17 protein-coding genes are annotated in these 22,182 nt (G+C 72.3%); 12 read left to right on the top strand and 5 right to left on the bottom strand.

The window, feature by feature from the left end:
- The first annotated feature begins 448 nt into the window (after nt 1–448).
- From ABEA87_RS28510 to ABEA87_RS28495, 4 genes are read left to right on the top strand one after another with little or no spacing between them, the layout of a single operon-like run.
- Nucleotides 449–2,956, top strand: a complete 2,508-nt coding sequence (locus ABEA87_RS28510; RefSeq protein ID WP_345634771.1) for an NB-ARC domain-containing protein — start codon at nt 449–451, stop codon at nt 2,954–2,956.
- Nucleotides 2,957–2,960: 4 nt separating this feature from the next.
- Nucleotides 2,961–6,335 (top strand): NB-ARC domain-containing protein, encoded by a 3,375-nt coding sequence (locus tag ABEA87_RS28505; RefSeq protein ID WP_345634769.1) that lies wholly within the window; start codon nt 2,961–2,963, stop codon nt 6,333–6,335.
- A gap of 38 nt (nt 6,336–6,373) precedes the next feature.
- Nucleotides 6,374–7,606: a CHAT domain-containing protein gene (locus tag ABEA87_RS28500; RefSeq protein ID WP_345634767.1), complete on the top strand. Its 1,233-nt coding sequence runs from the start codon at nt 6,374–6,376 to the stop codon at nt 7,604–7,606.
- Nucleotides 7,603–8,451 carry a hypothetical protein gene (locus tag ABEA87_RS28495; RefSeq protein WP_345634765.1) on the top strand — a complete coding sequence of 283 codons (849 nt, stop codon included), beginning with the start codon at nt 7,603–7,605 and terminating at the stop codon, nt 8,449–8,451. The genes ABEA87_RS28500 and ABEA87_RS28495 overlap by 4 nt, the downstream gene beginning before the upstream one ends.
- 123 nt (nt 8,452–8,574) lie before the next feature.
- On the opposite strand, the gene ABEA87_RS28490 is transcribed toward ABEA87_RS28495, so the two are convergent.
- Nucleotides 8,575–9,993 (bottom strand): alkaline phosphatase family protein, encoded by a 1,419-nt coding sequence (locus ABEA87_RS28490; protein ID WP_345634763.1) that lies wholly within the window; start codon nt 9,991–9,993, stop codon nt 8,575–8,577.
- 355 nt (nt 9,994–10,348) lie between these two features.
- On the opposite strand from ABEA87_RS28490, the gene ABEA87_RS28485 reads away from it, so the two are divergent.
- Nucleotides 10,349–11,944 (top strand): hypothetical protein, encoded by a 1,596-nt coding sequence (locus ABEA87_RS28485; RefSeq protein ID WP_345634761.1) that lies wholly within the window; start codon nt 10,349–10,351, stop codon nt 11,942–11,944.
- 63 nt (nt 11,945–12,007) lie between these two features.
- Here the strand turns inward: ABEA87_RS28485 and ABEA87_RS28480 are convergent, their stop codons facing one another.
- The 3 genes from ABEA87_RS28480 to ABEA87_RS28470 form a co-directional block, all read right to left on the bottom strand.
- Nucleotides 12,008–12,439 carry a phosphatase domain-containing protein gene (locus ABEA87_RS28480; RefSeq protein WP_345634759.1) on the bottom strand — a complete coding sequence of 144 codons (432 nt, stop codon included), beginning with the start codon at nt 12,437–12,439 and terminating at the stop codon, nt 12,008–12,010.
- 3 nt (nt 12,440–12,442) lie between these two features.
- The gene (locus ABEA87_RS28475; RefSeq protein ID WP_345634757.1) at nt 12,443–13,225 is read right to left on the bottom strand and encodes a nucleotidyltransferase domain-containing protein; all 783 of its coding nucleotides are present in this window, start codon (nt 13,223–13,225) and stop codon (nt 12,443–12,445) included.
- Nucleotides 13,226–13,531: 306 nt separating this feature from the next.
- Nucleotides 13,532–13,945, bottom strand: a complete 414-nt coding sequence (locus tag ABEA87_RS28470; RefSeq protein WP_425570971.1) for a carboxymuconolactone decarboxylase family protein — start codon at nt 13,943–13,945, stop codon at nt 13,532–13,534.
- Between the two features lie 288 nt (nt 13,946–14,233).
- Between ABEA87_RS28470 and ABEA87_RS28465 the strand changes: the two genes are divergently transcribed.
- Nucleotides 14,234–15,109, top strand: coding sequence for a sigma-70 family RNA polymerase sigma factor (locus ABEA87_RS28465; protein WP_345634755.1), 876 nt, complete (start codon nt 14,234–14,236; stop codon nt 15,107–15,109).
- Between the two features lie 15 nt (nt 15,110–15,124).
- On the opposite strand, the gene ABEA87_RS28460 is transcribed toward ABEA87_RS28465, so the two are convergent.
- On the bottom strand, nt 15,125–15,886 hold the full coding sequence (locus tag ABEA87_RS28460) for a class I SAM-dependent methyltransferase (protein WP_345634753.1): 762 nt from the start codon (nt 15,884–15,886) through the stop codon (nt 15,125–15,127).
- A gap of 100 nt (nt 15,887–15,986) precedes the next feature.
- Here ABEA87_RS28460 and ABEA87_RS28455 point away from each other — a divergent pair, with 100 nt between their 5' ends.
- From ABEA87_RS28455 to ABEA87_RS28430, 6 genes are all read left to right on the top strand, one after another.
- The gene (locus ABEA87_RS28455; RefSeq protein WP_345634751.1) at nt 15,987–17,000 is read left to right on the top strand and encodes an STM4015 family protein; all 1,014 of its coding nucleotides are present in this window, start codon (nt 15,987–15,989) and stop codon (nt 16,998–17,000) included.
- A gap of 7 nt (nt 17,001–17,007) precedes the next feature.
- Nucleotides 17,008–17,946: an STM4015 family protein gene (locus tag ABEA87_RS28450; RefSeq protein WP_345634749.1), complete on the top strand. Its 939-nt coding sequence runs from the start codon at nt 17,008–17,010 to the stop codon at nt 17,944–17,946.
- 128 nt (nt 17,947–18,074) lie between these two features.
- Nucleotides 18,075–19,196 carry an STM4014 family protein gene (locus tag ABEA87_RS28445; protein WP_345634747.1) on the top strand — a complete coding sequence of 374 codons (1,122 nt, stop codon included), beginning with the start codon at nt 18,075–18,077 and terminating at the stop codon, nt 19,194–19,196.
- Nucleotides 19,184–19,987, top strand: a complete 804-nt coding sequence (locus ABEA87_RS28440; protein ID WP_345634745.1) for an STM4013/SEN3800 family hydrolase — start codon at nt 19,184–19,186, stop codon at nt 19,985–19,987. The genes ABEA87_RS28445 and ABEA87_RS28440 overlap by 13 nt, the downstream gene beginning before the upstream one ends.
- Nucleotides 19,987–21,294 (top strand): STM4012 family radical SAM protein, encoded by a 1,308-nt coding sequence (locus ABEA87_RS28435; protein ID WP_345634743.1) that lies wholly within the window; start codon nt 19,987–19,989, stop codon nt 21,292–21,294. The genes ABEA87_RS28440 and ABEA87_RS28435 overlap by 1 nt, the downstream gene beginning before the upstream one ends.
- Nucleotides 21,291–22,175: an STM4011 family radical SAM protein gene (locus tag ABEA87_RS28430; RefSeq protein WP_345634741.1), complete on the top strand. Its 885-nt coding sequence runs from the start codon at nt 21,291–21,293 to the stop codon at nt 22,173–22,175. Before ABEA87_RS28435 ends, ABEA87_RS28430 begins: the two co-directional genes overlap by 4 nt.
- Nucleotides 22,176–22,182: the final 7 nt, after the last annotated feature.

Raw genomic sequence — 22,182 nt, 5'->3', positions numbered from 1 at the left:
CGGCGCACACCGCATTCGCTACCCGCGGCGGATGCCCACCACGAGATCGAGGTCGGACCTGTACGCGGCAAGATCGTGCTCCTGGCGAAGGAATGAACCTCGATGGGCACCGCAACGCTGTCGCCGCCGCTGGTGTTGGTCGCTATCGCGGGGATAATTGATTCACCAATATTTGTCGGGCGGCGGACAGGCTCGCGCCGAGTGTGCGGAAGTCGGGCGGCGAAAGTCCGGGTACGGCGACCGAAGGTGCCAATTGCGGCTGTGTGATCGGCCCGCGTCCCGGTAGACGAGTCGGTCGCAATCAATCCAGAAGGGCCAATAGTCCTGGCTTGGTTTGCTGGACCACTGCATGATGTGAGCACCCAGTGAAGCGGGAGAGCACATGCGTGACCTAGCCAGTCCGAAAGCCGGCAATCTCGTCACCCTTGTCACCGTTCTCGGTATTCCGATGATCGTATTCGCGGCCGTGGACTATCTCGGTATCGCGGTCGCGGGGCGATACGGCATAGCCGCCGCCGTACTCGTCGGCGTGCTTTTGACCCACCTGGCGCTGTTTCTGGTGCGCCGCCGGCAGCTGTTGGCTCCTCCGGTGGTGCCCGTCGGGCTCGACCACACCGCCGGTGGCCGGCGCCGGCAACGCATCGCGCCCGCCGATCTACCGCCGCCGCCGGGACCGTTGCAGGGCCGGCACCAGCAGCTGGCGCAGCTGTGGGGATATCTGTCGTCGTCCGATCGCCGGTCCGGCCCGAGAGTCGCGTTGATCAGCGGCGGCTCCGGGATTGGCAAGACCGCGCTCGCCACCAACGTGGCGCACCTGATCGCGGACGACTACCCGGACGGGCAACTGCTGGTCCAGGTCGACGTGCTCAGCAGCATCGACGACGCGCTGGCCATGCTCGTGCGCGCCCTGGCCGGGCCGAAGGACCCGGTGCCGGAGCGCAGAGAGGACTACGGCCAGTGGTACCGGCGGGTCAGCCTCCGCAGTCGGCTTTTGATCATCTTTGACGACGTGAGCGATTTCGACGCGATCGCGCCGCTGTTGCCCGCGGGCAACCGGTGCACGGTCATCATCACTTCCCAGTCCGAACCGCGGTCGCCTCAGCGGTCCTGGTCGGGGCTGCGGCTGCTGCCTCTGGTCGACGACGACGCCACGGCGCTGCTCGACACGCTGATCGGCGGTGGGTGGGTGGCGGCCGAGCCGGAGTTCGCCGCGCGGGTCGTCCGCGAGGCGCACGGGTACCCCATGGCCCTGCACATGGCCGGCACGGCGCTGACGATCCGCAAGAACTGGACGCGGAAGGTGGCCGTGGACCAGATGACGGCGCAGCCCGTCGCCCACGGAGACGTCGAGCAGATCGCCTTTCCCGGCATCCTCAACCTCTGCTTCTCGCTGATGACCGGTCAGGAGCGGATGGCCGCCATCCTGCTGGGCCTCATCGACGACGGACGGATCGACGACTGGATCCTTGTCGCCCTGTTCGAGGGCAGCCGGGTCGGCTCGGTGGCGGTGACGGAACTCGTCGCGAAGCAACTGCTCGACCGGCTGGCCCGGATACGTTTCGTGAAGCGTCGGTACGACGACAGCTCGGGCCTGTCCACCTTCCACATGCCGGCCTACGTGCAGGCCTACGTCCGCGCGGCCGCGAGCGGCACGCTGAGCGACCAGCAGCGGCGGGAGGCCCTGAACCAGGTCGACATCGAACGGCAACAGCGTGCGCGGCGCAGCACCGAGGCATACCTACGGGAGAACGTCTACCAACTCCTCGACAACGGTGAACTCGAGGACGCCCTGAACCGGAGCCGGGAAACCGTGGCGCTCTGCCGGGCGCGGGCCTCGACCCGCGCCGACGACGCCGGGTTCGCGGCCGACGAGGCACTGACCCTGGCGGCGCTCGCCGAGGTCCACTCCGAACTGGGCTGGATCGACGAGGGCTGGGCGTGCGCGAAGGAGGCCGTGCAACTCGGCGCGGGGTCCGATCACACGCTGACCAGGGCGCTGCGGATCTCGGGGACGCTGCTACGCCAGCAGAACCTCGTCGACGACGCGTTGTTGCACCTGCACCGCGCGCTCGAGGTCGCCCGGCGGCTCGATGATCCGCTGGAGCGGGTCCGGGTGCTACGCGAACTCACCGTCGCGCTGGCGGGTACCGCCGAACTGGAGGACGGCCTGAGCTACGTCAAGGAGGCCGAGGCGGTCTGCGCGAGCCAGGGGATGACGGGGCAGCGGCACCTTCCGGGGGTACTGCTGGCCCGGGCCCGGGTGCTGCGCGCGTGCGGCAATCAGAGCAGCGACATGCGGTACCGGGCCGAGGCCAGCCAGTGCCTCGCCGATGCCGAGAGACACACGCTCAGGCTGCCCGACCTGCGGCTGTGGCGTCCCTGGATCCGCCTGGAGCACGCCCTGGTCGCCCTCGACGCCCAGGAGCCCGACCAGAGCCGGACGCTCGGCACCTCGGCGCTGGACGGGTTCACCGCGCTGCGCCACCGGTACGGGGCGGCGCATGCCCGGCTGGTCATCGGCCGGGCGTACCTGGCGGACGGCAGTCTCTCCCGGGCGATCGTCGCGCTGGAGGAGAGCCACGGCACCTTCCGCCGATGCGGCGACCGCTGGATCCAGGCCCAGTGCGCGCTGGCGTTGGCGGACGCGTACGAGCGCGCCGAACGCGCCGATGGCGCGAAGCGGAATGAACGCGGCGAGCGGAACGACCGGGTCGCCCAGGCGATCGACCTGCTCAGTACCGCCGAAGAAGCCTTCGCCCTGCTGGGTGACGACGAGAACAGAAGGAGGGCCACCCGCCGGCTGTGGACGGTGGAGTCCGGGTACCCGTCCGAGCCGTTGCGCCTGTTCACGGAGAAGGAACAGCCGGTCGCCCAGCCGAACGCCGGGTCGGAGCCGGGCCTGTCACGTCCGGTCAGCTGGCCGGCGCCGCAACGATCGGACACGACAGTGGGGTGAGACCATGTCAGTACGCTGGACCCTACGGCGCACGCTCGCTCAGCTCCGCCGCTTCCGATCCCGCCTCGCCGCCCTGGTGGGCGCCGTCGTCACGGTTCTGAGCGTCGTGTACGACCGCTTCCCGGGCGGGCTGCAGGTGGCGGCCCTGGCCCTGGTGGGCGTGCTCAGCGCGGCGGCCGTCCTGCTGCTCGAGGTGCCACCGGAGGCGCGGCCGGAGAGGCCGGCCGGGCCGCGCTCCCCGAAGCGACGGGTTGGCGACGCGAAGGCCGGCCGCGCCGCCCGTGACCGTTGGCGCTGGGTCGGCGCGAGGCTCCGGCTGGGGCGCGGTGCCCAGTCGGTCCCCACGCTGCCGCCCGGCAACAATCTGTTCAGCGGCCGGGAGACCGAGCTTGCCATCCTGCGGCAGGTGCACGACACGGCGCGGCTCGCTCGGGCGGTGCCCCAACCGGCGGGCCGGCGGCGACGGGTCCGCGCCCGGCCCGCCTCCCCGGACCCGGAGTCCGTCCGGCAGGTCGGGCCGGTCGTACTGTTGCTACACGGCATGCCCGGCGTCGGCAAGAGCGCGCTCGCCGAGGAGTTGGCGCGCCGCCTCGCCGGCCAGTACCCGGACGGCCAGTTGTTCGTGAACATGGGCACCGCGGGCGCGGTCCGTACCCCCAACGAGATTCTGAAGGAGCTCCTACTCGCCCTCGGCTGGACGGAGCCGGTGCCCGAGGCGACCGTCGACAAGGCGCTCATCTTCCGGTCCCTGACCGCGAAGAAGCAGATCCTGTTCATCTTCGACGCGGCCCGCCACGCCGACCAGGTGCGGCACGTGCTGCCGAGCGATCCGGCGACCGCCGTCATCGTCACCAGCCGCCGCGACCTGATGCTGTCCGACCCGATGCCGGCGAGTTCGTACGCGCTGGATCTGCCGGACGACGACGATGCGATGTCGATCTTCCGGGCCGTGTCGCACACCCACGACGGCAACCAGCCCGAGTGCGCCGCCGAGATCGTGTACCTGTGCGGCCGGCTGCCGCTCGCCATCCGCTCCGCCGCCGAGCGTGTCTTCGACGACGGTACGGACATCTGCCACGTCGCCGACCTGCTGCGCGCCCCCGGAGCCCGGCTGGACCGGCTGGATCAGCCCGGCCGGTCGCTGCGGGGGCACCTGGAGACGGAGTACGAGCGCCTACTGCCCGAGGAGCAGCGCGCGTTCGCCTTGTTGTCGCTGGTCTCGTCCGCCACGTTCGTGCCGTGGGTGCTGCGGCCGCTGATGGAGGACCTGCCGGCCGCCGAGGCGGAGGCGCTGATCGACCGGCTGACCGCCGCGAAGTTCCTGGAGGACGCCGGGCGGGACGAGGCCTCGGAGACCGCTCGGTACCGGTTCCATCCGCTGGTCAAGCTGTACGCCGACGAGCACGCGAGCCGGTTACCGGAGGGCGAGGGGGACAACGCGCGTACCGCGCTGGACGAGGCGTACCACGAGCTTGTCTCGGTGGTGCTCCACGAGCAGCACCCGGAGTTGCGGGTGCGGGTGCTGCCCCGGTGGCACAACGGCGAGTCGACGCTCCCGAAGCGCATCGCGGCTCACCCCGAGGCGTGGGTCCGCACCGAGTACCCGAACCTGCTGCGGGTGATGGCGCTGTCGCGGGCGGGCAGCGACAGCTGGCGGATCAGCGTGTGGCTGGGCGGCTGCGTGGCGGCCGGGGTGAGCCCGGACGAGACGCTGGACGCGTACGCGCAGGCGTTGCGGGCGGCCGAAGAGGACCGCGGCGGTCTCGCGACGGTGGACGTGCTGCTCGCCAAGGCCACCTTCCTGATCGCGGTGGAGCGCTACCGCGACGCCGAGGAGTGCCTGACCGAGGCGGCCGAACTGGCCAGGCAGGTGGCCGGGGCGAACGGCACCGCCGCGCCCCGGCCAGCCTGGCAGCGGCCGGAACGGGACCGGGTCGCGGAGGCCACCCGCAAGCTCGGCGAGGCGTTCCTGCAGGCGGCCTGTTACCGGCAGGCGATCGAGTATCTGGAGCGGGCCCTGGATCTGGCCGAGGCCGACAAGGACGAGGAGGAGCAGAAGCTGCTCCGCATCCTGATCGCGGACGCATACCAGGTGGATACCCCGGAGGCGACCTTCGACCAACTGCAGGACTCCGAACTCCCCGACGCCACCCGGTACCGCGTGCTCCTCTCGCTCGCCGAGGCGGCCCGGCGGCGTGGCGATTGGTGCAACGCCGAGGACTACCTGAGCCAGGCGCTGCGATTCGTGGACGGTGACCTGCGGCGGGTGGCGACCGTCCAGTACCGGCTGGCACGCCTGCAACTCGACGAGCGCAACCGGAGCCTCGCCGGCGACCCGACGGCACCCGAGGCGAAGGAGGCGGCGGCCAGGGCGGTCCGCCGAGCGGCCGACGCGGCGGTGACCTTCCGCCGGATGGACAACCCCATCGGGCTCGTTCGGGCGCACAGCCTGCTGACCCGGGCGATGCTCGCCTTCGGCCGGCCGACCGAGGCCGAGCACCTGGCGCGCGTCACCGAGAGCGAGTACCTGTCGCTGCTGGACCTCGGCGAGCGACCCGAGGTGCTGCTGCCGCTCGCCGCGCGGCTGCGCCGGGCCGAGGGCGAACTGCGGCTGGCAGCCGGGGACCTGCACGGCGCCCGGGAGCTGATGATGGATGCCGCGACGGCGCTGGGCGAGAACCAGGACTGGTCCGTGCTCGACCGGGTGCTCGACACGTTCGACCACTACGACCGCGGGCGGGACCGGACACCCGCCGGTGCCGCGACCTTCACGGACGTCGACGCGGCGCAACCGCGCCAGGCGCCGCCGGCCGCGGCGGCCAGCCCGTTCACCCTGTCGAGGTCGGCCACCGAAGGGCTGGCCGCCCGCCTGGGCAGCGCGGTGGCCGACCGGATGCAGAACGAGTTCCGGCAGATACTGGTGCCGGCCGAGCCGGTCGCCTTTCGCGGCGGCATCACTGCCAGGCTGGCCGAGGCGGTGGCGGAGGAGGCCGGCGTGCCGCCGGTGTGGCGGATACCCGTCGGGCGCGCGTGCGAGCTGACGGTACTGGTGCGGACCGGGCGGGACGCGTTCGTGGTCGCGGAGGGCTGGCAGCCGAGCACCGGTGTCGCCACGGTCTGCCTGCCGTTCGTGGTGACCACGGGTCCGAGTGCGGCCAGTGTCGACGTGACGCTGACCGTCGACGCGCCGTTCCTCGAGGTGTCGGACCCGCGGCTGGCCACGAGTTGCAAGCCGGACGGCGGAACGGTGCGGTACCGCACCAGTCTGCGAGCCGGGGCGGCCGACCAGTACAGCCTGCGGATCGCCCTGTTCTCCTCGGGCCGGCTGCTGCAGGCGATGCCGATTCAACTCGTCGCCGTCGAACCGGAAGCGGTCTGATGTACGGGGCGACGTCGGCACGGCCGAACGTGACCGTCGTGACCGAGGCGGATGGCCGGACGCTGAGCCTGTCCACACCGGCGGGCGGAGCGCCGGAGCGGATCCGGCTCGCCGACCCCGACGTGGTACGCGGCCAGTGCGCCGAACTCGGCCGGAGCCTGGGTTCGGCGTTCGCGGGCATCACCGACCGGCGCCGGTTGCGGCCGGCGGAGGCGGGCGCGGTGCTGGAGGCGATCCGCCGCGCCGGCCTGGATTTCCTGTCGAACGCGCTGTCCGACCCGGTGTGGGGTGCGGTGCGGCTGAGGGAGTTCCTGGTCGCGGCCTGCCCGACGTGGCGGAACCGGCAGGCACCGACTCCGTTGATTCACGTCGTGTCGGAAGGCGAGAACTACTTTCCCTGGGAGTTGCTCGCGTTGTTCGGCCCGGACGGTCCGGTCAACGTGCGGGACAACCTCGAACTCGAACGTTGCGCGCTGCGGTTCACCGGGTTCGCGTCGGTGGTGGAACGGCAGGACCCTTCGCGGGCGCTGAACACCGACTCCCTCGACGGCTGGCGGCGGGTACCGGTCCGGGTGGTGTACGACGCGACCCTCGGCGGCGCGCGCGACGAGGTGGGTTTCTTCCAGGCCAGGGGTGACGTCTTCCGGCTCAGGGGACCGTATCCCCAAGACGTGACGGATTCCGCGGCGCCCACGCTCGCCCAGCAGCTGTTCGAGCCGTCGCTGGAACCGAACGGTACTCCCGGCGACCACCCCGATCAGATCGTTCACTTCGCCTGCCACTGCGAGGCCGGTGGCACCGCCGGGGGCACGCTCGCCTATCGGCTGGCGGACGAGCGGCGGCAGCGCATGATGATTTCGCTGAACTCCCTGATGCGAGAGCTGATGGAGTGTGGCCTGAAGGCCGGTTCGACGGCGCTGTGGCCAGACCGGCCGCTGGCCTTCCTCAACGCCTGCGGGACCGCCGTGATGGATCCGGCGAGCGCGGCCACGCTGCTCAAGCCGTTCCACGCGAACCACAACCGGGGCATCATCGGTACCGCCGCCAACGTGCCCGATCGCCTCGCCGCGAAGATGTCGAAGTGCTTCTACACGCACCTGATGACTCAGCGCGCGAGCGTGGGCGAGGCGCTCCAGGAGGCCAAGTGGCGGCTCCTGCAGGACCACGGGAACCCGGTCGGCCTGCTGTACTCGATGCACGCCTTCAGCGGGATGCGCGTGGAGCCGAGCCCGATTCGTCCGCAGCCCGCGATCGACGGAGGTGCGCAGTGAACCAACTGGTGGACAGCCTGTGGCACGAGGTCCGCAACCGCCTGGAGCGGCTGCCGGTGTGGCTGCCGGGAACGCCGATGGAGTTGGGCGACGTGGGGGTGCTCGACGACGGCGGCTGGTCGAAGTCGACCACGCTCGACGCGCTGGGCATCGGGTACGCCGTCGACGCGGGCGGAACGCCGGTCGACTACGACTGCAGCTCGTACGACGGGGCGCAGGTCCACGTGCGGCTCGCGGCTCCACTGGATCCGGTGCTGACCGGCGTGGTCGGCGGCAACATCGGCATGCGGGTGGACTTCTCTCGCCAGGGCGCGTTCGTGCTGCGAGCCAAGGCGGTGGCCGTGCGGCGCATCACGAACGTGGACGCGCTCGACGAGCAGATCCTGTCGAGGTACGAGAAGAAGATCTGGCGGCGCGAGTGGATAGTGGTGACCGAGGTCGCCGAGGGCGGCCCGTCGGTGATGCTCGTGTCGGGTGGCACAAGTAGCGGCGCGGTGGTCGATCTGGGCGTGGCCGTGGCGGGGGTCGACGTCGTCGGGGCCGATTGCCGCCTGGGTACCGCCAGCGGACTGGCGGCGTCGTTCATCGGCGCCCAGCGGATGACGCTGCTGTGGCGGGGCCGCTGCGTGCACTCCCGGTGGTGGTCGCGCAGGCGCTGGCTCGACGATCGCCAGACGCCGAGCGAGGACGGCATCGACCCGGGCGGCACCGACCTGAGCGGCACCGACCCGGGCGGCACCGACCCGGGCGGCACCGACCCGGGCGGCGACGGGACCGGCGGCGAGTTCCCGGAGATCGTCGATATCGAGTACCCGGAGGATCTGCCGCCGGCCGCGACCTCCTGAGCGCACCCCGGCGAGGAGGCCGGCTCGGCCATCGCGCTGGGCGAGTAGCCGGCGGCCTCTTCGGCGGGGTTCCGATTACGGAGTGCGCGGCCTACGGGGTGCGCGGCCTACGAGGTGCGCGGCCTACGAGGTGCGCGGCCGCTTGCCGGACTCCTGCTTCGGCAACGACTGGGCGGCGCCCGGCAGGGTCGGCGCCGGAAGCTGGCCGACCTCGTAGTTCGCCAGGATCAGCGGGCCCGAGGTGTCCGGCAGCACGGGGGCCTTGGCCTTGCCGTTCATCCGCAGCGCCGAGGTCAGGTCGCCGAAGGTCTCCCGCCGCCAGTCACTGATGTTGGGCTCCTTGACGCCCGTCCACTCCTCCAGCAGCCGGATGCACGAGGTGTGGTCGAACGGCTCGCTGGCCACCCAACCACCAGCCGTCCAGGGGGAGATGAGGATGCACGGCACCCGGAAGCCGCCACCCACCGGCTGTCCCGAGATGAACTCGTTGGGGGTCCCGGCCGGCGGGGTCGGCGGGACGACGTGGTCGAAGAGACCGTCGTTCTCGTCGTAGTTGAGAATGAACAGGGTCTTCGCCCACACCTCGGGGTTGGCCGCGATCGCCCCGATCTTCGACGCGACGTAGGCCGCGCCGGCGGCCGGCATGTAATCGGGGTGCTCCGACTCGGTACTGGTGCAGATGATCCAGCTCACCTGCGGCAGGTTGTCGTTGATGGCGTCGTACTCGAAGCTTCCGCGCGGGGCGGAGGCGATGCCCTTCTGGTAGAGCGGCGAGTCGGTCGACGCCTCCTGGAAGTTCTTGAAGTTCTTCAGCATGTTGCAGCCGTAGTCGTCGGCTTCGGAGTAGACCTTCCAGGAGACCCCGGCCGCCTCAAGGCGCTCGGCGTACGTCGTCCAGGTGTAGCCGCCCGCGGGCGCGATGTTACTGGTGATCGGGCCGCCGTTCTCCCCGTCGGGGTCGCAGGTGCCGGTCATCCAGTACATCCGGTTGGGCCAGGTCGGGCCCATCATCGAGCAGTGATAGTTGTCGCAGATCGTGAACGCGTCGGCGAGCGCGAACTGGAACGGGATGTCCTGGCGGGTGTAGTAGCCCATCACGTAGGGACCGTTGGCCTTGTCCGCCGTGCGGTGCGCGGGCAGCCAACTGTCCATCTTCCCGTTGTTCCAGGCCTGATGCTGCACGTTCCACGCGTGACTGGTGGACGGGATCGCCTGCGCGGACGTCGACTTGGTGTCGAGATGGAACGGCAGCAGGTACCCGTCGGGGTTCACCGAGTCGGGCTGGTAGAAGACCGACTTGCCGTTCGGCAGCTTGAGCGCGTTCGGGTCGTCGAAGCCCCGGACGCCGGACAGCGTGCCGAAGTAGTGGTCGAACGACCGGTTCTCCTGCATCAGCATGACGATGTGCTTGATGTCGCTGAGCCGACCGGGCTTCTGAGGCGGATTCGCGAGCGCCTTCTGCACCGTCCCGGGCAGCAGCGATGCGCCGACGCCGAGGGCACCGGCCGCAGCGGCGCGTCCAAGCAGTCTCCGACGGGTCATTTCGACCACGGGTTTCTCCTCACCGAAAGGCCCGGCTACGCACGTGGGTCCGGGCACGAGGAGACTGTCGGCCGTTGCTGAAGTCTGAGGTACAGCGACGCAATGGCCCGGTGTCGGTTTGATGATCGCTTGGCGACGCGCCCGCATACCCGAACCGTGCGGCGTCGAGTCGCGCGCCGTTGGTCACGGCCACCACCCCTACCGTTCACGTCGCGGACCAGTTCCGGCCGTGTCACCGGTTCTAAACTCGATCGCCCACACTTCCCGTACATCAGCGAACGGATCAAATATGTCTGGTGCTTCTCGTCGCTCGGGCTCCCGGTTCCGATACAGAGCTGGAAGCGTCGTCGCCACCATGCTGATTGCCGGCGGAGCGATCGCGGGAACGGCGTTCGCGGTCGATGCCAACGCCGACGACAGCGCGTCGCCGCCCCCGCTGTTCGTGAGCGAGATCGACCCGGACAACACCAGCTATGACAACTTCGAGTTCTTCGAGGTCGCCAACACCACCGACGCCGACATCAACCTCCGGCAGAGCGGGTTCAGCTTCAACTACGCGTACGTCGACAGCGGTGACACCACGAAGGATGTGCCGCTGACCGTGGCCGAGGACGCCGTCGTCCCCGCGCACGGCGCGGCGGTGTTCTGGCTGCAGTACACCAGCACCACTGTGGACAGCACCCAGTACACCGACGCGGAGTTCCTCAGCCATTTTGGCGCCGACCCGGCCACCCCCGTCTACCACGTCACCGGTCAGCCCGGCATGGCCAACACCGGCGAGCGGGCGGTCCGGATCGTCAAGGGCGACACCGTCCTGGACTGGTCCTACTACGGCGCCGGCGATGTCGCCCCCGACCAGGACGCGAAGTTCGCCGTGCCGGCCGACGCGTCGGTCCAGTCGATGACGAAGTTCGAGACGCTCGCCGACCCCAACCCCGGTGTGCTCGACCCCGGACAGCTGCCTGGCACCGGAGGCCCGACGCCGCCGACCGGCTCCCCGAGCCCGACCGCGACCCCCACGGCGTCGCCCACTCCGTCGAGCTCTCCGACGGTGGGGCCGACCGGCCCGGCCGTCATCCCGCCGGTGTACGTCAGCGAGATCGATCCGGACAACACCAGCGACGACAACTTCGAGTTCTTCGAGGTCGCCAACACCACGGACGCCGACATCGACCTCGGCAAGCAGGGGATCACGTTCCACTACATCTTCGTTGACGACACCGCCACCTCGCGTGACGTCATCCTCAAGGTGGCCGAGGACGCCGTCGTCCCGGCGCGCGGCGCGGCCGTGTTCTGGGTGCAGTACACGAGCGGAAACGTCAACAGCACCGGGTACAGCGACGCGGACTTCCGCGCGCACTTCCTCGCCGACCCGAGCGTGCCCGTCTACCACGTCACCGGCCAGGCGGGCATGGCCAACGCCGGCGAGCGCGGCATCCGCATCATGAACGGTGACGGCAGCGTCCTGGACTGGTCCTACTACCACGCCGGCGACGTGGGCGCCGAGGAGGACGTCAAGTACGGCCTGCCGACCACGAGTTCGTCTTCCATGCCGGAGATCTCCAGGCTCGTCCCGCCGGACCCCGGCCTGCTCGACCCCGGACAGCTGCCGCCCGCCCCGGCCAGCCCGACGCCCACCGGACCGCCGGTCGTCGGCGTGAAGCCGACCATCAACGGCAACGCGGTGGCCGGCAAGACGCTGAAGGTCAAGACCGGTAACTGGAAGACGCGCGGCGTGACGTTCACCTACCAGTGGCTCACCGACGATCGCGTCATCCCCGGCGCGACCGCGCCGACCTTCACGCTCACCACCGGCATGCGCAACGAGCGCATCTCGGTGCGGGTCACCGGCAGCGCCGCCGGCTACGCGCCGACGGCGTACACCAGCAAGCAGACCGACCCGGTCACCGTCTCTCCGCTGCACTGCTCCGACTGGCTGTGCCAGCGCTGACCCACTCGCGCTGAGCGGTCACCACTCTCGCCCGCGTCCCGTTCCCAGGGACGCGGGCGAGGTTCAGAAGTTGCCCTCCGCGACCTGCAACACCGTCAACCCGACGCTGCGCCAGGCGCGTACGACGCGGTCCCGGTCGTCCAGCACGTACACCACCCGGTAGCGGGGCTCGATGTCCCGTTTATAGATCTCCAGCTTGACCTGGTCGTCCGGGCGGCTGTCGCCCGCCGGGCGCATGAACAGCGGCTCGCCCGGCCGGATGGCGCCGTGCCGCTCCAGCCATCGCTGTGTTGCGTGGCGGCACACCTCGTCCCGGCCCGACACGTAGACGATCGGGTAGTGCGCACGGAGAATCTCCACCAGGTCGATGACGGGCTGGTTCGGGTCGTCCTCGCCCACCCGATGCCACTCGAACGGCCGTCGCCTGCCGGGCTCTCCCTTGCCCATCAGTGCGACGGTGCCATCCACATCCACCACTACAACGTCGTGCGCCACGGGTCAATGATCCCGAACGGGCCGGCGTCGATGCGCCCGGCCGACCGTCTCAACCGCGCCGACCGTCTCAACCGCGCCGACCGTCTCAACCGCGCCGACCGTTTCGGCCGGCAGGTTGGCGCGGCGTACCCGCAGCAACCACGCTTGGATCGCGGCCTCGTCGGGCTCGTCGGGCAGGGGCGAGCGGACGGCGGCGAACCTCTCCCGGGCCCCGGCCAGCGCGGTGTCGAGCACCGCGGGGTCGGCCGCGGCCCGGCGGCCGAACTCGACGTACCGGTCGGGATCGTCCAGCCGGACCTCCAGCCGGCCGGTCGCGTACAGCCCGAGGCCCTGGTCGAGCAGCCGCAGGATGTGCCGCGCGTGCTTCTCGGTCCGGGCGCGGTGCTCGGGTCCGGACTCGGTCTTGTTGACGAACCGGACGCGCTGCTTCTCGACGTAGCCGAGGTAGGCGAGCCTGACCCGTTCGGCACAGAGGAACGCCGACCGGATCGCGATCAGCTCGTCGCCCAGCTCGGTGCGGACCTCGTACAGCTCCGCCGGCAGCCACATCGCCTCGGTGACAGTCGGGTTGCCGCCGCGCGCCAGCCGGCAGAACTTGCCCGCCTCGTGCAGCGTCACGTCGGAGGGGTCGTGGCGCACGATGGTCCACTCGCGGTCGGTCACCGGATCCAGCCGGGCGAAGTCGAGCGTGGGCGCCGCGTACACGCCCAGCCGGTCCACGTCGGAGCGCGGACCGGCCAGCCCGTAGGCGGTCGACCCGACGATCCCGCGGAGCAAGAGGTTCACCCCACGAATGATCCCCGCGCCGACCGCTCGGCCGCGACCGGGTTTCCGCGCTGCCGCCCCGGGTTGGCGCTGCTGCCCCGGGTTGGCGCTGCTGCCCCGGGTTGGCGCTGCTGCCCCGGGTTGGCGCTGCTGCCCCGGGTTGGCGCTGCTGCCCCGGGTTTGCGGTGCCGCCCCGGGTCTGCGGTGCCGCCCCGGGTTTCCGGTGCCGCGCAGGGTCGTCGGCGCACAGCGGCCGGGTCGCGACCCGGCCGTCGAACCGCGGCCGGGTCGTGCCGCGGTTCGGCGACGCGGCCCGGCCGGTGCGGGTCAGCTCCAGTTCTGTGGCGCCTGCTGCCGGGTGGTGACGTTGAGGCGGTTGAAGAAGTTGGTGGTCGCGATCCACAGCACGATCGCCGCCAACTCGCGCTCGTTGAAGTGCTTGGCCGCCTCGTCCCAGACCTCGTCGGGCACCGCGTCGGCCCGGTCGGCCAGCCGGGTGGCCGACTCGGCCAGGGCCAGGGCGGCCCGCTCGGCGTCGGTGAAGTACGGAGTCTCCCGCCAGGTCGCCACCGCGAACAGGCGCTCGTCGGTCTCGCCCTTCCTCTTGGCCATCCGTGCGCCAGAGTCCGCGCACGGGCCGCATCCGTTGATCTGGCTCGCCCGCAGGTGGACCAGGCCAAGCGTGGACTCCGGGACCCCGGCGGACAGTGCCGCCTTGTTGAGGATACCGACGGCAGGCATGCCCTCGGACAGCACAGCCAGTGGGTTGTTCATTCGTGCGGTCAAGACCGCCTCCTCGGGTATCGTGGCGGGCGCCCGGTGCCCGTGTCGCACCGGGGCGCCCTGGTTCGTCGTTGTCACGACGGGTCCCGGCGGGCGAGTGTGACAAATGTGGCCCCGGTCACCTCTGGGTTCGTCGCGCGGCGTCGGACGGGCCGAGCCAGACCGGTCGGGCGACTGGTGCGGGTTCGTCGCGCGGCGCCGGACGGGCCGAGCCAGACCGGTCGACAAGGGAATGGGGACACGACCGTGAGCGGGAACGACGGGCTGGCGGAGCGGTTCGAGCGGGAACGACCGCGCCTGCGGGCGATGGCCTACCGGATGCTCGGCTCCGGCGCCGAGGCCGACGATGTCGTCCAGGATGCCTGGCTGCGGCTGATCCGGGCCGATCCCGGCGAGGTGAACAACCTCGCCGCCTGGCTGACCACCGTGGTCGGCCGGATCTGCCTGGACCTGCTGCGCTCGCGCGCCTCCCGCCGCGAGGAGCCGCTGGACGGCGGGGTCGAGCCGCGCGCCGCCGCAGACCCGGAGGGGGAGGCGGTGCTGGCCGACTCGGTCGGCAGCGCACTGCTCGTCATCCTGGACACCCTCGCCCCGGTCGAGCGGCTGGCCTTCGTGCTGCACGACATGTTCGCGGTCTCGTTCGAGGAGATCGCGCCCATCGCCGGGCGCAGCCCGGCCGCGACCCGGCAACTGGCCAGCCGAGCGCGCCGCCGGGTGGCGGCCGGCGACACCGGGCCCGGTGCCGCTCTGGCCGACGCCGATCCGTCCCGCCGGCGGAAGATCGTCGACGCGTTCTTCGCCGCGGCGCGGCAGGGCGAGTTCGCCACGTTGCTCGCCCTGCTCGACCCGGACGTGGTGCTGCGCGCCGACGACGCCGCCGCACGCCTGGGCGGCTCCGGCGCGGTACGTGGTCAGGAGGCGGTGGCCCGCTTCCTGTCCGGCCGCGCGCGGGGCGCGGTGCCGGCGCTGATCGACGGCACGGTGGGCGCCGTGGGCCGGGCCGGCGAGCGGATAGTGGTGGTCCTCGAACTCGTCATCATCGGCGGCCGGATCGCGGCCATCGAGGTGACCGGTGACCCGGAGCGGCTGGCGGAGTTGGACGTGACGCCGCTCGGCGAGTGAGCCGCGTCGGACGGGTCAGCACACCCCGGCGACGGCGGCGTCCGCCCCGCCCCGCCACAGCGGGCCGACCTCGGTGAAGCCGGCCGAGCGCAGGGTGTCGACATGCCAGGAGATGGGCGGGGTCCACTCCGTGTGCGGCCCGGCGGGGAAGATCTCGAACCGGCGCCGGACCAGCGGGGCCAGCGCCGGGTCGCCGGCCACGTGCTCCCACCACGCCGACCAGGACAGCACCACCCCGGCCGCGTACCGCTGCTCGCGCCGGCGGTCGGCCCGCTCGACCAGCCGCTTGGACAGGCCGGGCAGCCCGTCGTCGGGCATGTGGTCGGCGTTGACGAACACCCCGCCGGGGCGCAGCAGCTCATGGATCTCGGCGTACAGGTCGGCGACCCGATTCGCCGGCAGCCAGTGCAGCGCGGTGGCGGTCAGCACGGCGTCGTACGTGCCGGGCGCCAGGTCGGCCCGCCAGTCGGGGCGCCGCAGGTCCGCCGTGACGATGGTGGCCCGATCGCCGAGCGACGCGGCCGCGATGGCCAGCAGCGCCGGGTCCAGGTCGACCAGGGTCATCCGGGCGGACGGGAACCGGGCCAGGGTCCGCAGCGAGATGGAGCCGGTGCCCCCGGCCAGGTCGAGCACCCGGGGCGCGGCGTCGTCGCCCACCACCGCGTCGACGGCGTCGAGCATGCTCGCGATGCGGTGCTCCCGATCCGGCAGGTATGCCTCCTGTTGACGGTCCCAGCTTTCCTGCCATGCCAGCGGGTTCGCGATGTAAGGGTCCATGCCCGACACGATAGTTACACCGATGCGGCCGGGTCCAGGGGTGCGCGGCCGTCTGGCGCCGATTCGCGCACAACACGTTGGTGCGCCGACGGAACTGTCGGTGGCGCTTGTTAGCGTGCTGCCCGCAGGATCGCCGATCGCGGAGGTGCACGTGAGCATCAGTGACCATGTGTCATCGTTTGCCGGACTGCCGGTGGTGAACTTCGAACTGCCGGACGAGGACGATGACGAACTGCCCGAGCCCCTTCCCGACGACCCCGCCTCGGTCGCCTGGCGGCTCGCGCTGGAGGACTTCGAGGCCGACGCCGCGGACTTCGGCGAGCTGGTGGAGGGCTGGCTGGAGCGGGTGCCCGGCGACTCGGTGCGCGCGCTGATCATCGGCAACTGGGGCAGCGCGTACGAGGAAGCGCCGCCGATCGACCTGCTGACCGCGCTCGCGCCCCGGCTGCCGGGGTTGCGGGCGCTGTTCCTCGGCGAGATGACCTTCGAAGAGTGCGAGATCTCCTGGATCTGCCATCGGGACATCACCCCGCTGCTGGCGGCGTGGCCGGGGCTGGAGGTGCTGCGGGTGCGCGGCGGCCGGGGGAGCGAGGGCGACGGGCTGAAGCTGAGCCCGGTGCGCCACGCGGCACTGCGCGAGCTGGCCTTCGAGTCCGGCGGCCTGCCCGCCTCCGTGGTGCGCGCGGTCGGCGAGAGTGAGCTGCCGGAGCTGACCCACCTGGAGCTGTGGCTGGGCGAGGAGGAGTACGGCGGCGACGCGACGATCGCCGACCTCGGGTCGATCCTCGCCGCAGACAAGTGGCCCCGGCTGCGCCACCTGGCCCTGTGCGACGCGGAGATCGCCGATAAGGTGGCCGCCGCGGTGGCGACCGCGCCGGTCCTGACCGCCCTGAAGTCGCTCGACCTGTCCCAGGGGACGCTCGTCGACGCGGACGCCGAGGTGCTGCTGTCCGGCAAGCCGCTGACCCACCTGCGCCGGCTCGATCTGCACCACAACTACCTGTCGGAGCCGATGGCCGCCCGCTTCGTCGCGGAGCTGCCCGGAGTCGAGGTGGACCTGTCCGACCAGCAGACCGAGGACGAGCACGGACGGTACACCGCGGTGTCGGAGTGAGCCGGCGATGAGCTTCAGCGGGTGGGCCACCACCTTCGCCGGCCTTCCCGTGGTGAACGTGGAGCCGGACACGGAGCTGCGGTCCGTCGACGGACCGGTGGCGTGGCGGGTGTGCCTCTGGGAGTACGACGGCGGCACCGAGTTCGGATCCAACGCCGCCTTCCACGACGCGTTGGAGGACTTTCTCGACGAGGTCGACGCGGCCTCGGTCACCGCGCTGGTGGTCGGCACCTGGGGGTACGCCGCGTTCGACGACGCCCCGATCGCCCAGCTGTGCGCGGCAGCGGACCGGCTCACCTCGCTCAAGGCTCTCTTCCTGGGCGACATCACGGCCGACGAGTGCGAGGTCTCCTGGATCCGGCAGGGCGACCTCACCCCGCTGCTGGCCGCGTACCCCAACCTGCGGATTCTGCGGGTGCGCGGCACCGGAGGGCTGAGTCTCGGCCGGGTGCGCCACACCGGCCTGCGCGAGCTGGCCCTGGAGGGTGGCGGCCTGCCCGCCGAGATGCTCCGCGCCGTCATCGACGCCGACCTGCCCGGCCTCGAACGCCTCGAACTGTGGTTGGGCACCCCGCGCTACGGCGGGGACGTCGGCGTCGCCGACCTCGGTCCGCTGCTGGACGGTGCCCGGTTTCCCGCGCTGCGCGCGCTTGGCCTGCGTAACGCCGAGATCGCCGACCGGGTCGCGGGCGCGGTCGACGGGGCGCCGCTGGTCGCCCGGCTGGAGGAGCTGGACCTGTCGCTGGGAGTCATGGGCGACGAGGGCGGCGAGGCGCTGCTGTCCGGGCGGCCGCTGACCCACCTGCGCCGGCTCGACCTACGCCGCAACTACCTGTCCGAGCGAATGGCCGCGCGCCTCGTGGCCGAGCTGCCCGGCGTCGAGGTGGACGTCTCCGACCAGCAGGTCGAGGGCGAGTACGGCCGCTACACCGCGGTGTCGGAGTAACCGGAGTGGCGCGGGCGACACGAACGGCGGCGACACGAACGGCGGCGACGCAGACGGCGGCCACGCAGACGGCGGCGACACCGACGGCGGCCACGGAGCCCGCGAGCGCGGCGGTGGCTGGTGCGGCGGTGGCTGGTGCGGCGGTGGCTGGCGCGGCGGTGGCTGGCGCGGCGGTGACGGTGGTCGGTAACCCGGACAACCGGCGCGTGGCGCTGTTCCGCGACGCCGCCCGCGCTGTGGGCGCCCCGCCGCCGGTGGTGCTGCCCTGGCGGTCCCTGCTGACCGGCGCCCCCGCGCCGGGGCCGGGCGCCCTGGTCCGGGTCGACTCACCCGGCGAGGACGCCGAGGTCGACCGGCTGCTGCGCGGTGCGGCCCGGGCCTGCGAGCCGGGCGAGATCGTCGGCACCGCCGCCTGGTACGACGGGCTGCGCGCGGCGCTGGACCGGTTGGCGGCCGGCGCGGCCAGCCTGCTCAACCGGCCCGACGACGTGGCGGTCATGTGTGACAAGCGGCGCTGCCACGCGGTGCTCGACGCGGCCGGGGTGCCGGTGCCGGCCGCCCTGCCGCCGGTGCGCGGCTACGCGGAGCTGCGTGCGGCGATGCGCGAGGCCGGCCTCGCGCGGGTGTTCGTGAAGCCGGCGCACGGCTCCTCGGCGTCCGGGGTGCTGGCCCTGGCGACCGCCGGGGCGCGGGTCAGCGCGATCACCTCGGTCGAGCTGGCCGGGGACCGGCTGTACAACTCGCTGCGGGTGCGCCGCTACGACCGGGAGGCCGACGTGGCGGCGATCGTGGACCGGCTGGCGCCCGACCGGCTGCACGTCGAGCGGTGGCTGCCCAAGGCCGGGCTCGGTGAGCGGACCATCGACCTGCGGGTGGTCGTGATCGCCGGCCGGCCCAGCCACGCGGTGGTCCGGGCCAGCCGCACCCCGCTGACCAACCTGCACCTGGGCAACGCCCGCGGCGACCTCGGCGCGGTGCGCGCCGCGGTGGGGCCGGTCGGCTGGGCGGCGGCGATGGAGACCTGTGTGCGGGTGGCCGCGTGTTTCCGCCGTACCCTGCAGGTCGGCGTGGACCTGATGTTCCTGGCGGGCTGGCGGCGGCACGCCGTCGCCGAGGTCAACGCGTTCGGGGACCTGCTGCCCGGGGTGCTCGCCGAGGGGCGGGACACCTACGCCGCGCAGCTGCTGGCCCTGGCCACCGGGGAGTACGAGCGCTGGTGCCGGGCCGGGGAGGTGTCGTGCGCGACCTGATCGGCGGCCACGACCTGCTGTTCGTCACCCTCGACACGCTGCGCTATGACGTTGCCGCCGAGCTGGTCGACTCGGGGCGCACCCCGCACCTGGCCGCGGTGCTGCCGGGCGGGCGATGGGAGCGGCGGCACACGCCGGCCAGCTTCACGTACGCGGCGCACCACGCGTTCTTCGCGGGCTTCCTACCGACGCCGGTCGAGGGCGGCCCGCACGAGCGGCTGTTCGCCGCCCGGTTCCCGGGCAGCGAGACCACCGGCGGCGACACCTGGGTGTTCGACGAGCCCGACCTGCCCACCGCGCTGGCCGGCGCCGGCTACCACACGCTGTGCCTGGGCGGGGTCGGCTTCTTCAACCGGCGCAGCCCGCTCGGCGCGGTGCTGCCCGGCCTGTTCGCCGAGGCGCACTGGGAGCCGAGCTTCGGGGTGACCGCCCACGGCTGCCTGGACGCACAGCTCGACCGGCTGGCCGAGGTGTTGGCGCGGCTGCCGGAGGGCCGGCCGCTGTTCACCTTCCTCAACGTCGCGGCCATCCACCAACCCAACCGCCACTACCTGCCCGGCGCGGCCGAGGACGGCGTGGACAGCCACGCCGAGGCCCTGCGCTACGTCGACGCGCGCCTGCCCCGGCTGTTCGGGCTGGTGGCCGGCCGGGGGCGCCCGGTGTTCACCATCGTCTGCTCCGACCACGGCACGGCCTACGGGGAGGACGGCCAGCACGGGCACCGCCTCGGTCACGAGGTGGTGTGGACGGTGCCGTACGCCCAGTTCACGCTCGACCGACAGGAGTGGTGATGCTCGACGGCTCGCCGTACCAGGGCTACCTCTACGCGTACCCGCACAAGACCGCGTACCGGCCGCTGCGGCCACGTCCGCCGCTGTCCGAGGTGTGGGCGGCCGAGCCGCGCGACGCGCTGATGCTGTACGTGCACCTGCCCTTCTGCGAGATGCGCTGCGGGTTCTGCAACCTGTTCACCCGGGCCCGGCCGCCGGCCGAGCAGGTGACCGCCTACCTGGCGCAGTTGCGCCGGCAGGCCGGGCGGGTCCGGGCGGCGCTGGGCGCGGACGCGGGCTTCGCCCGGGTCGCGTTCGGCGGCGGCACCCCCACCTACCTCACCGCCGGGGAGCTGGACGAGCTGTGCGACATCGCGGCCGCCACGATGGGGGCGCCGCTGGGTCGGCTGCCGCTGGCGGTGGAGACCTCACCCGCCACGGCCACCCCCGACCGGCTGTCGGTGCTCGTGGCCCGCGGCGCGACCCGGATCAGCATCGGCGTGCAGAGCTTCCTCGACACCGAGGCCCGGGCGGCGGTCCGCCCGCAGCGCCGGGTCGAGGTCGAGCGGGCGCTGGCCGCGATCCGGGACGCCGGGGCCCCGACCCTGAACATCGACCTGATCTACGGCATCGACGGGCAGACCGCGACGACGTGGCGCGCCAGCCTCGACGCCGCGCTGGCCTGGCGGCCCGAGGAGCTGTACCTCTACCCGCTGTACGTGCGGCCGCTGACCGGCCTGGGCCGGCGCGCCGCCGACCAGGCGGACTGGGACGCGCAGCGGCTGGCCCGGTACCGGGAGGCGGTGGAGGTGCTCACCGACGCCGGGTACCGGCAGGAGTCGATGCGCCAGTTCCGGCGGGCCGACGTACCGGCGCCGGACGGGCCCGACTACTCCTGCCAGGACGACGGCTCGGTCGGGCTGGGCTGCGGCGCCCGCTCGTACACGGCCGGACTGCACTACTCGTTCGACTACGCGGTGGCGGTGTCGCGGGTCCGGGCGGTCATCGACGACTACCTCGCCCGCCCGGCCGCCGATTTCGACGTCGCCGAGGTCGGCTACCGGCTCGACGACGCCGAGCAGCGCCGTCGCTGGCTGATCAAGTCGTTGCTGCGTGCCGACGGGGTCGACGCCGCGGCCTACCGGACCCGCTTCGGCGCCGCGCACCAGGACGACTTCCCGGAGCTGGCGCGGCTGTGCGAGCGGGGCTGGCTGGACGAGGAGGGCGACCGGCTCACCGCGGAGGGGATGGCCCGCTCCGACCTGATCGGCCCGTGGCTGGTCTCCGGCGCGGTGCGCTCGGCGATGGACGGGTACGCGCTGCGGTGAACCTGTCGATCCTCTACCGGGGCCCGCTGGCCAGCTGCAACTACGACTGCCCGTACTGCCCGTTCGCCAAGCGGCACGACCCGCCGGAGCTGCTGCGCGCCGACCGCGAGGCGCTGGAGCGCTTCGTCTCCTGGGCCGAGGCCAGCCGGGACGTGGGGCTGTCGGTGCTGTTCACGCCGTGGGGCGAGGGGCTGACCCGCCGCTGGTACCGGGACGCGATAGTCGCGCTGTCCCGGCTGCCGCACCTGAGCCGGGTCGCCATCCAGACCAACCTGGCGGCCCGGCCGGACTGGCTGGCCGAGGCCGACCGGGACGCGGTGGCCCTCTGGGCGACCTACCACCCCGGGCAGGTGACCCAGGACCGGTTCCTGGCGCGCTGCCGGCGACTGGACGAGTTGGGCGTGCGGTTCTCCGTCGGCGTCGTCGGGCTGCCCGAGCACCTGGCGCCGGCCCGGGCGCTGCGGGCCGCCCTGCCGCCCGAGACGTACCTGTGGGTCAACGCCGCCGAGGGCCACCGGTACCCGCCGGAGCAGGAGGCCGACTGGACGGCGCTGGACCCGCTGTTCGGTTACAGCGTGCGCCCGCACCTGTCGCTGGACCGGCCCTGCCACGCCGGCGAGACGGTGGTGTCGGTGCTCGGCGACGGCACGGTGCGGCGCTGCCACTTCATCCCGACCCCGATCGGCAACCTGTACGACGGTTCGTGGCGCTCGGCGCTGGCCCCCCGTGGCTGCACCAACGCCGTGTGCGACTGCCACATCGGCTACGTGCACCTCAAGCCGCTGGGGCTGCGGGAGGTCTTCGCCGGCGGGGTGCTGGAGCGCATCCCGGCCGGCTGGCCCGACGAGTATCAGACGACGACCGCGGCCCCCGCCAGCTGATCGGTCG

The sequence above is a fragment of the Rugosimonospora acidiphila genome (assembly GCF_039543385.1).
GTDB classification, from domain to species: domain Bacteria; phylum Actinomycetota; class Actinomycetes; order Mycobacteriales; family Micromonosporaceae; genus Rugosimonospora; species Rugosimonospora acidiphila.
This window is presented reverse-complemented; position numbering and strand designations above follow the sequence as displayed.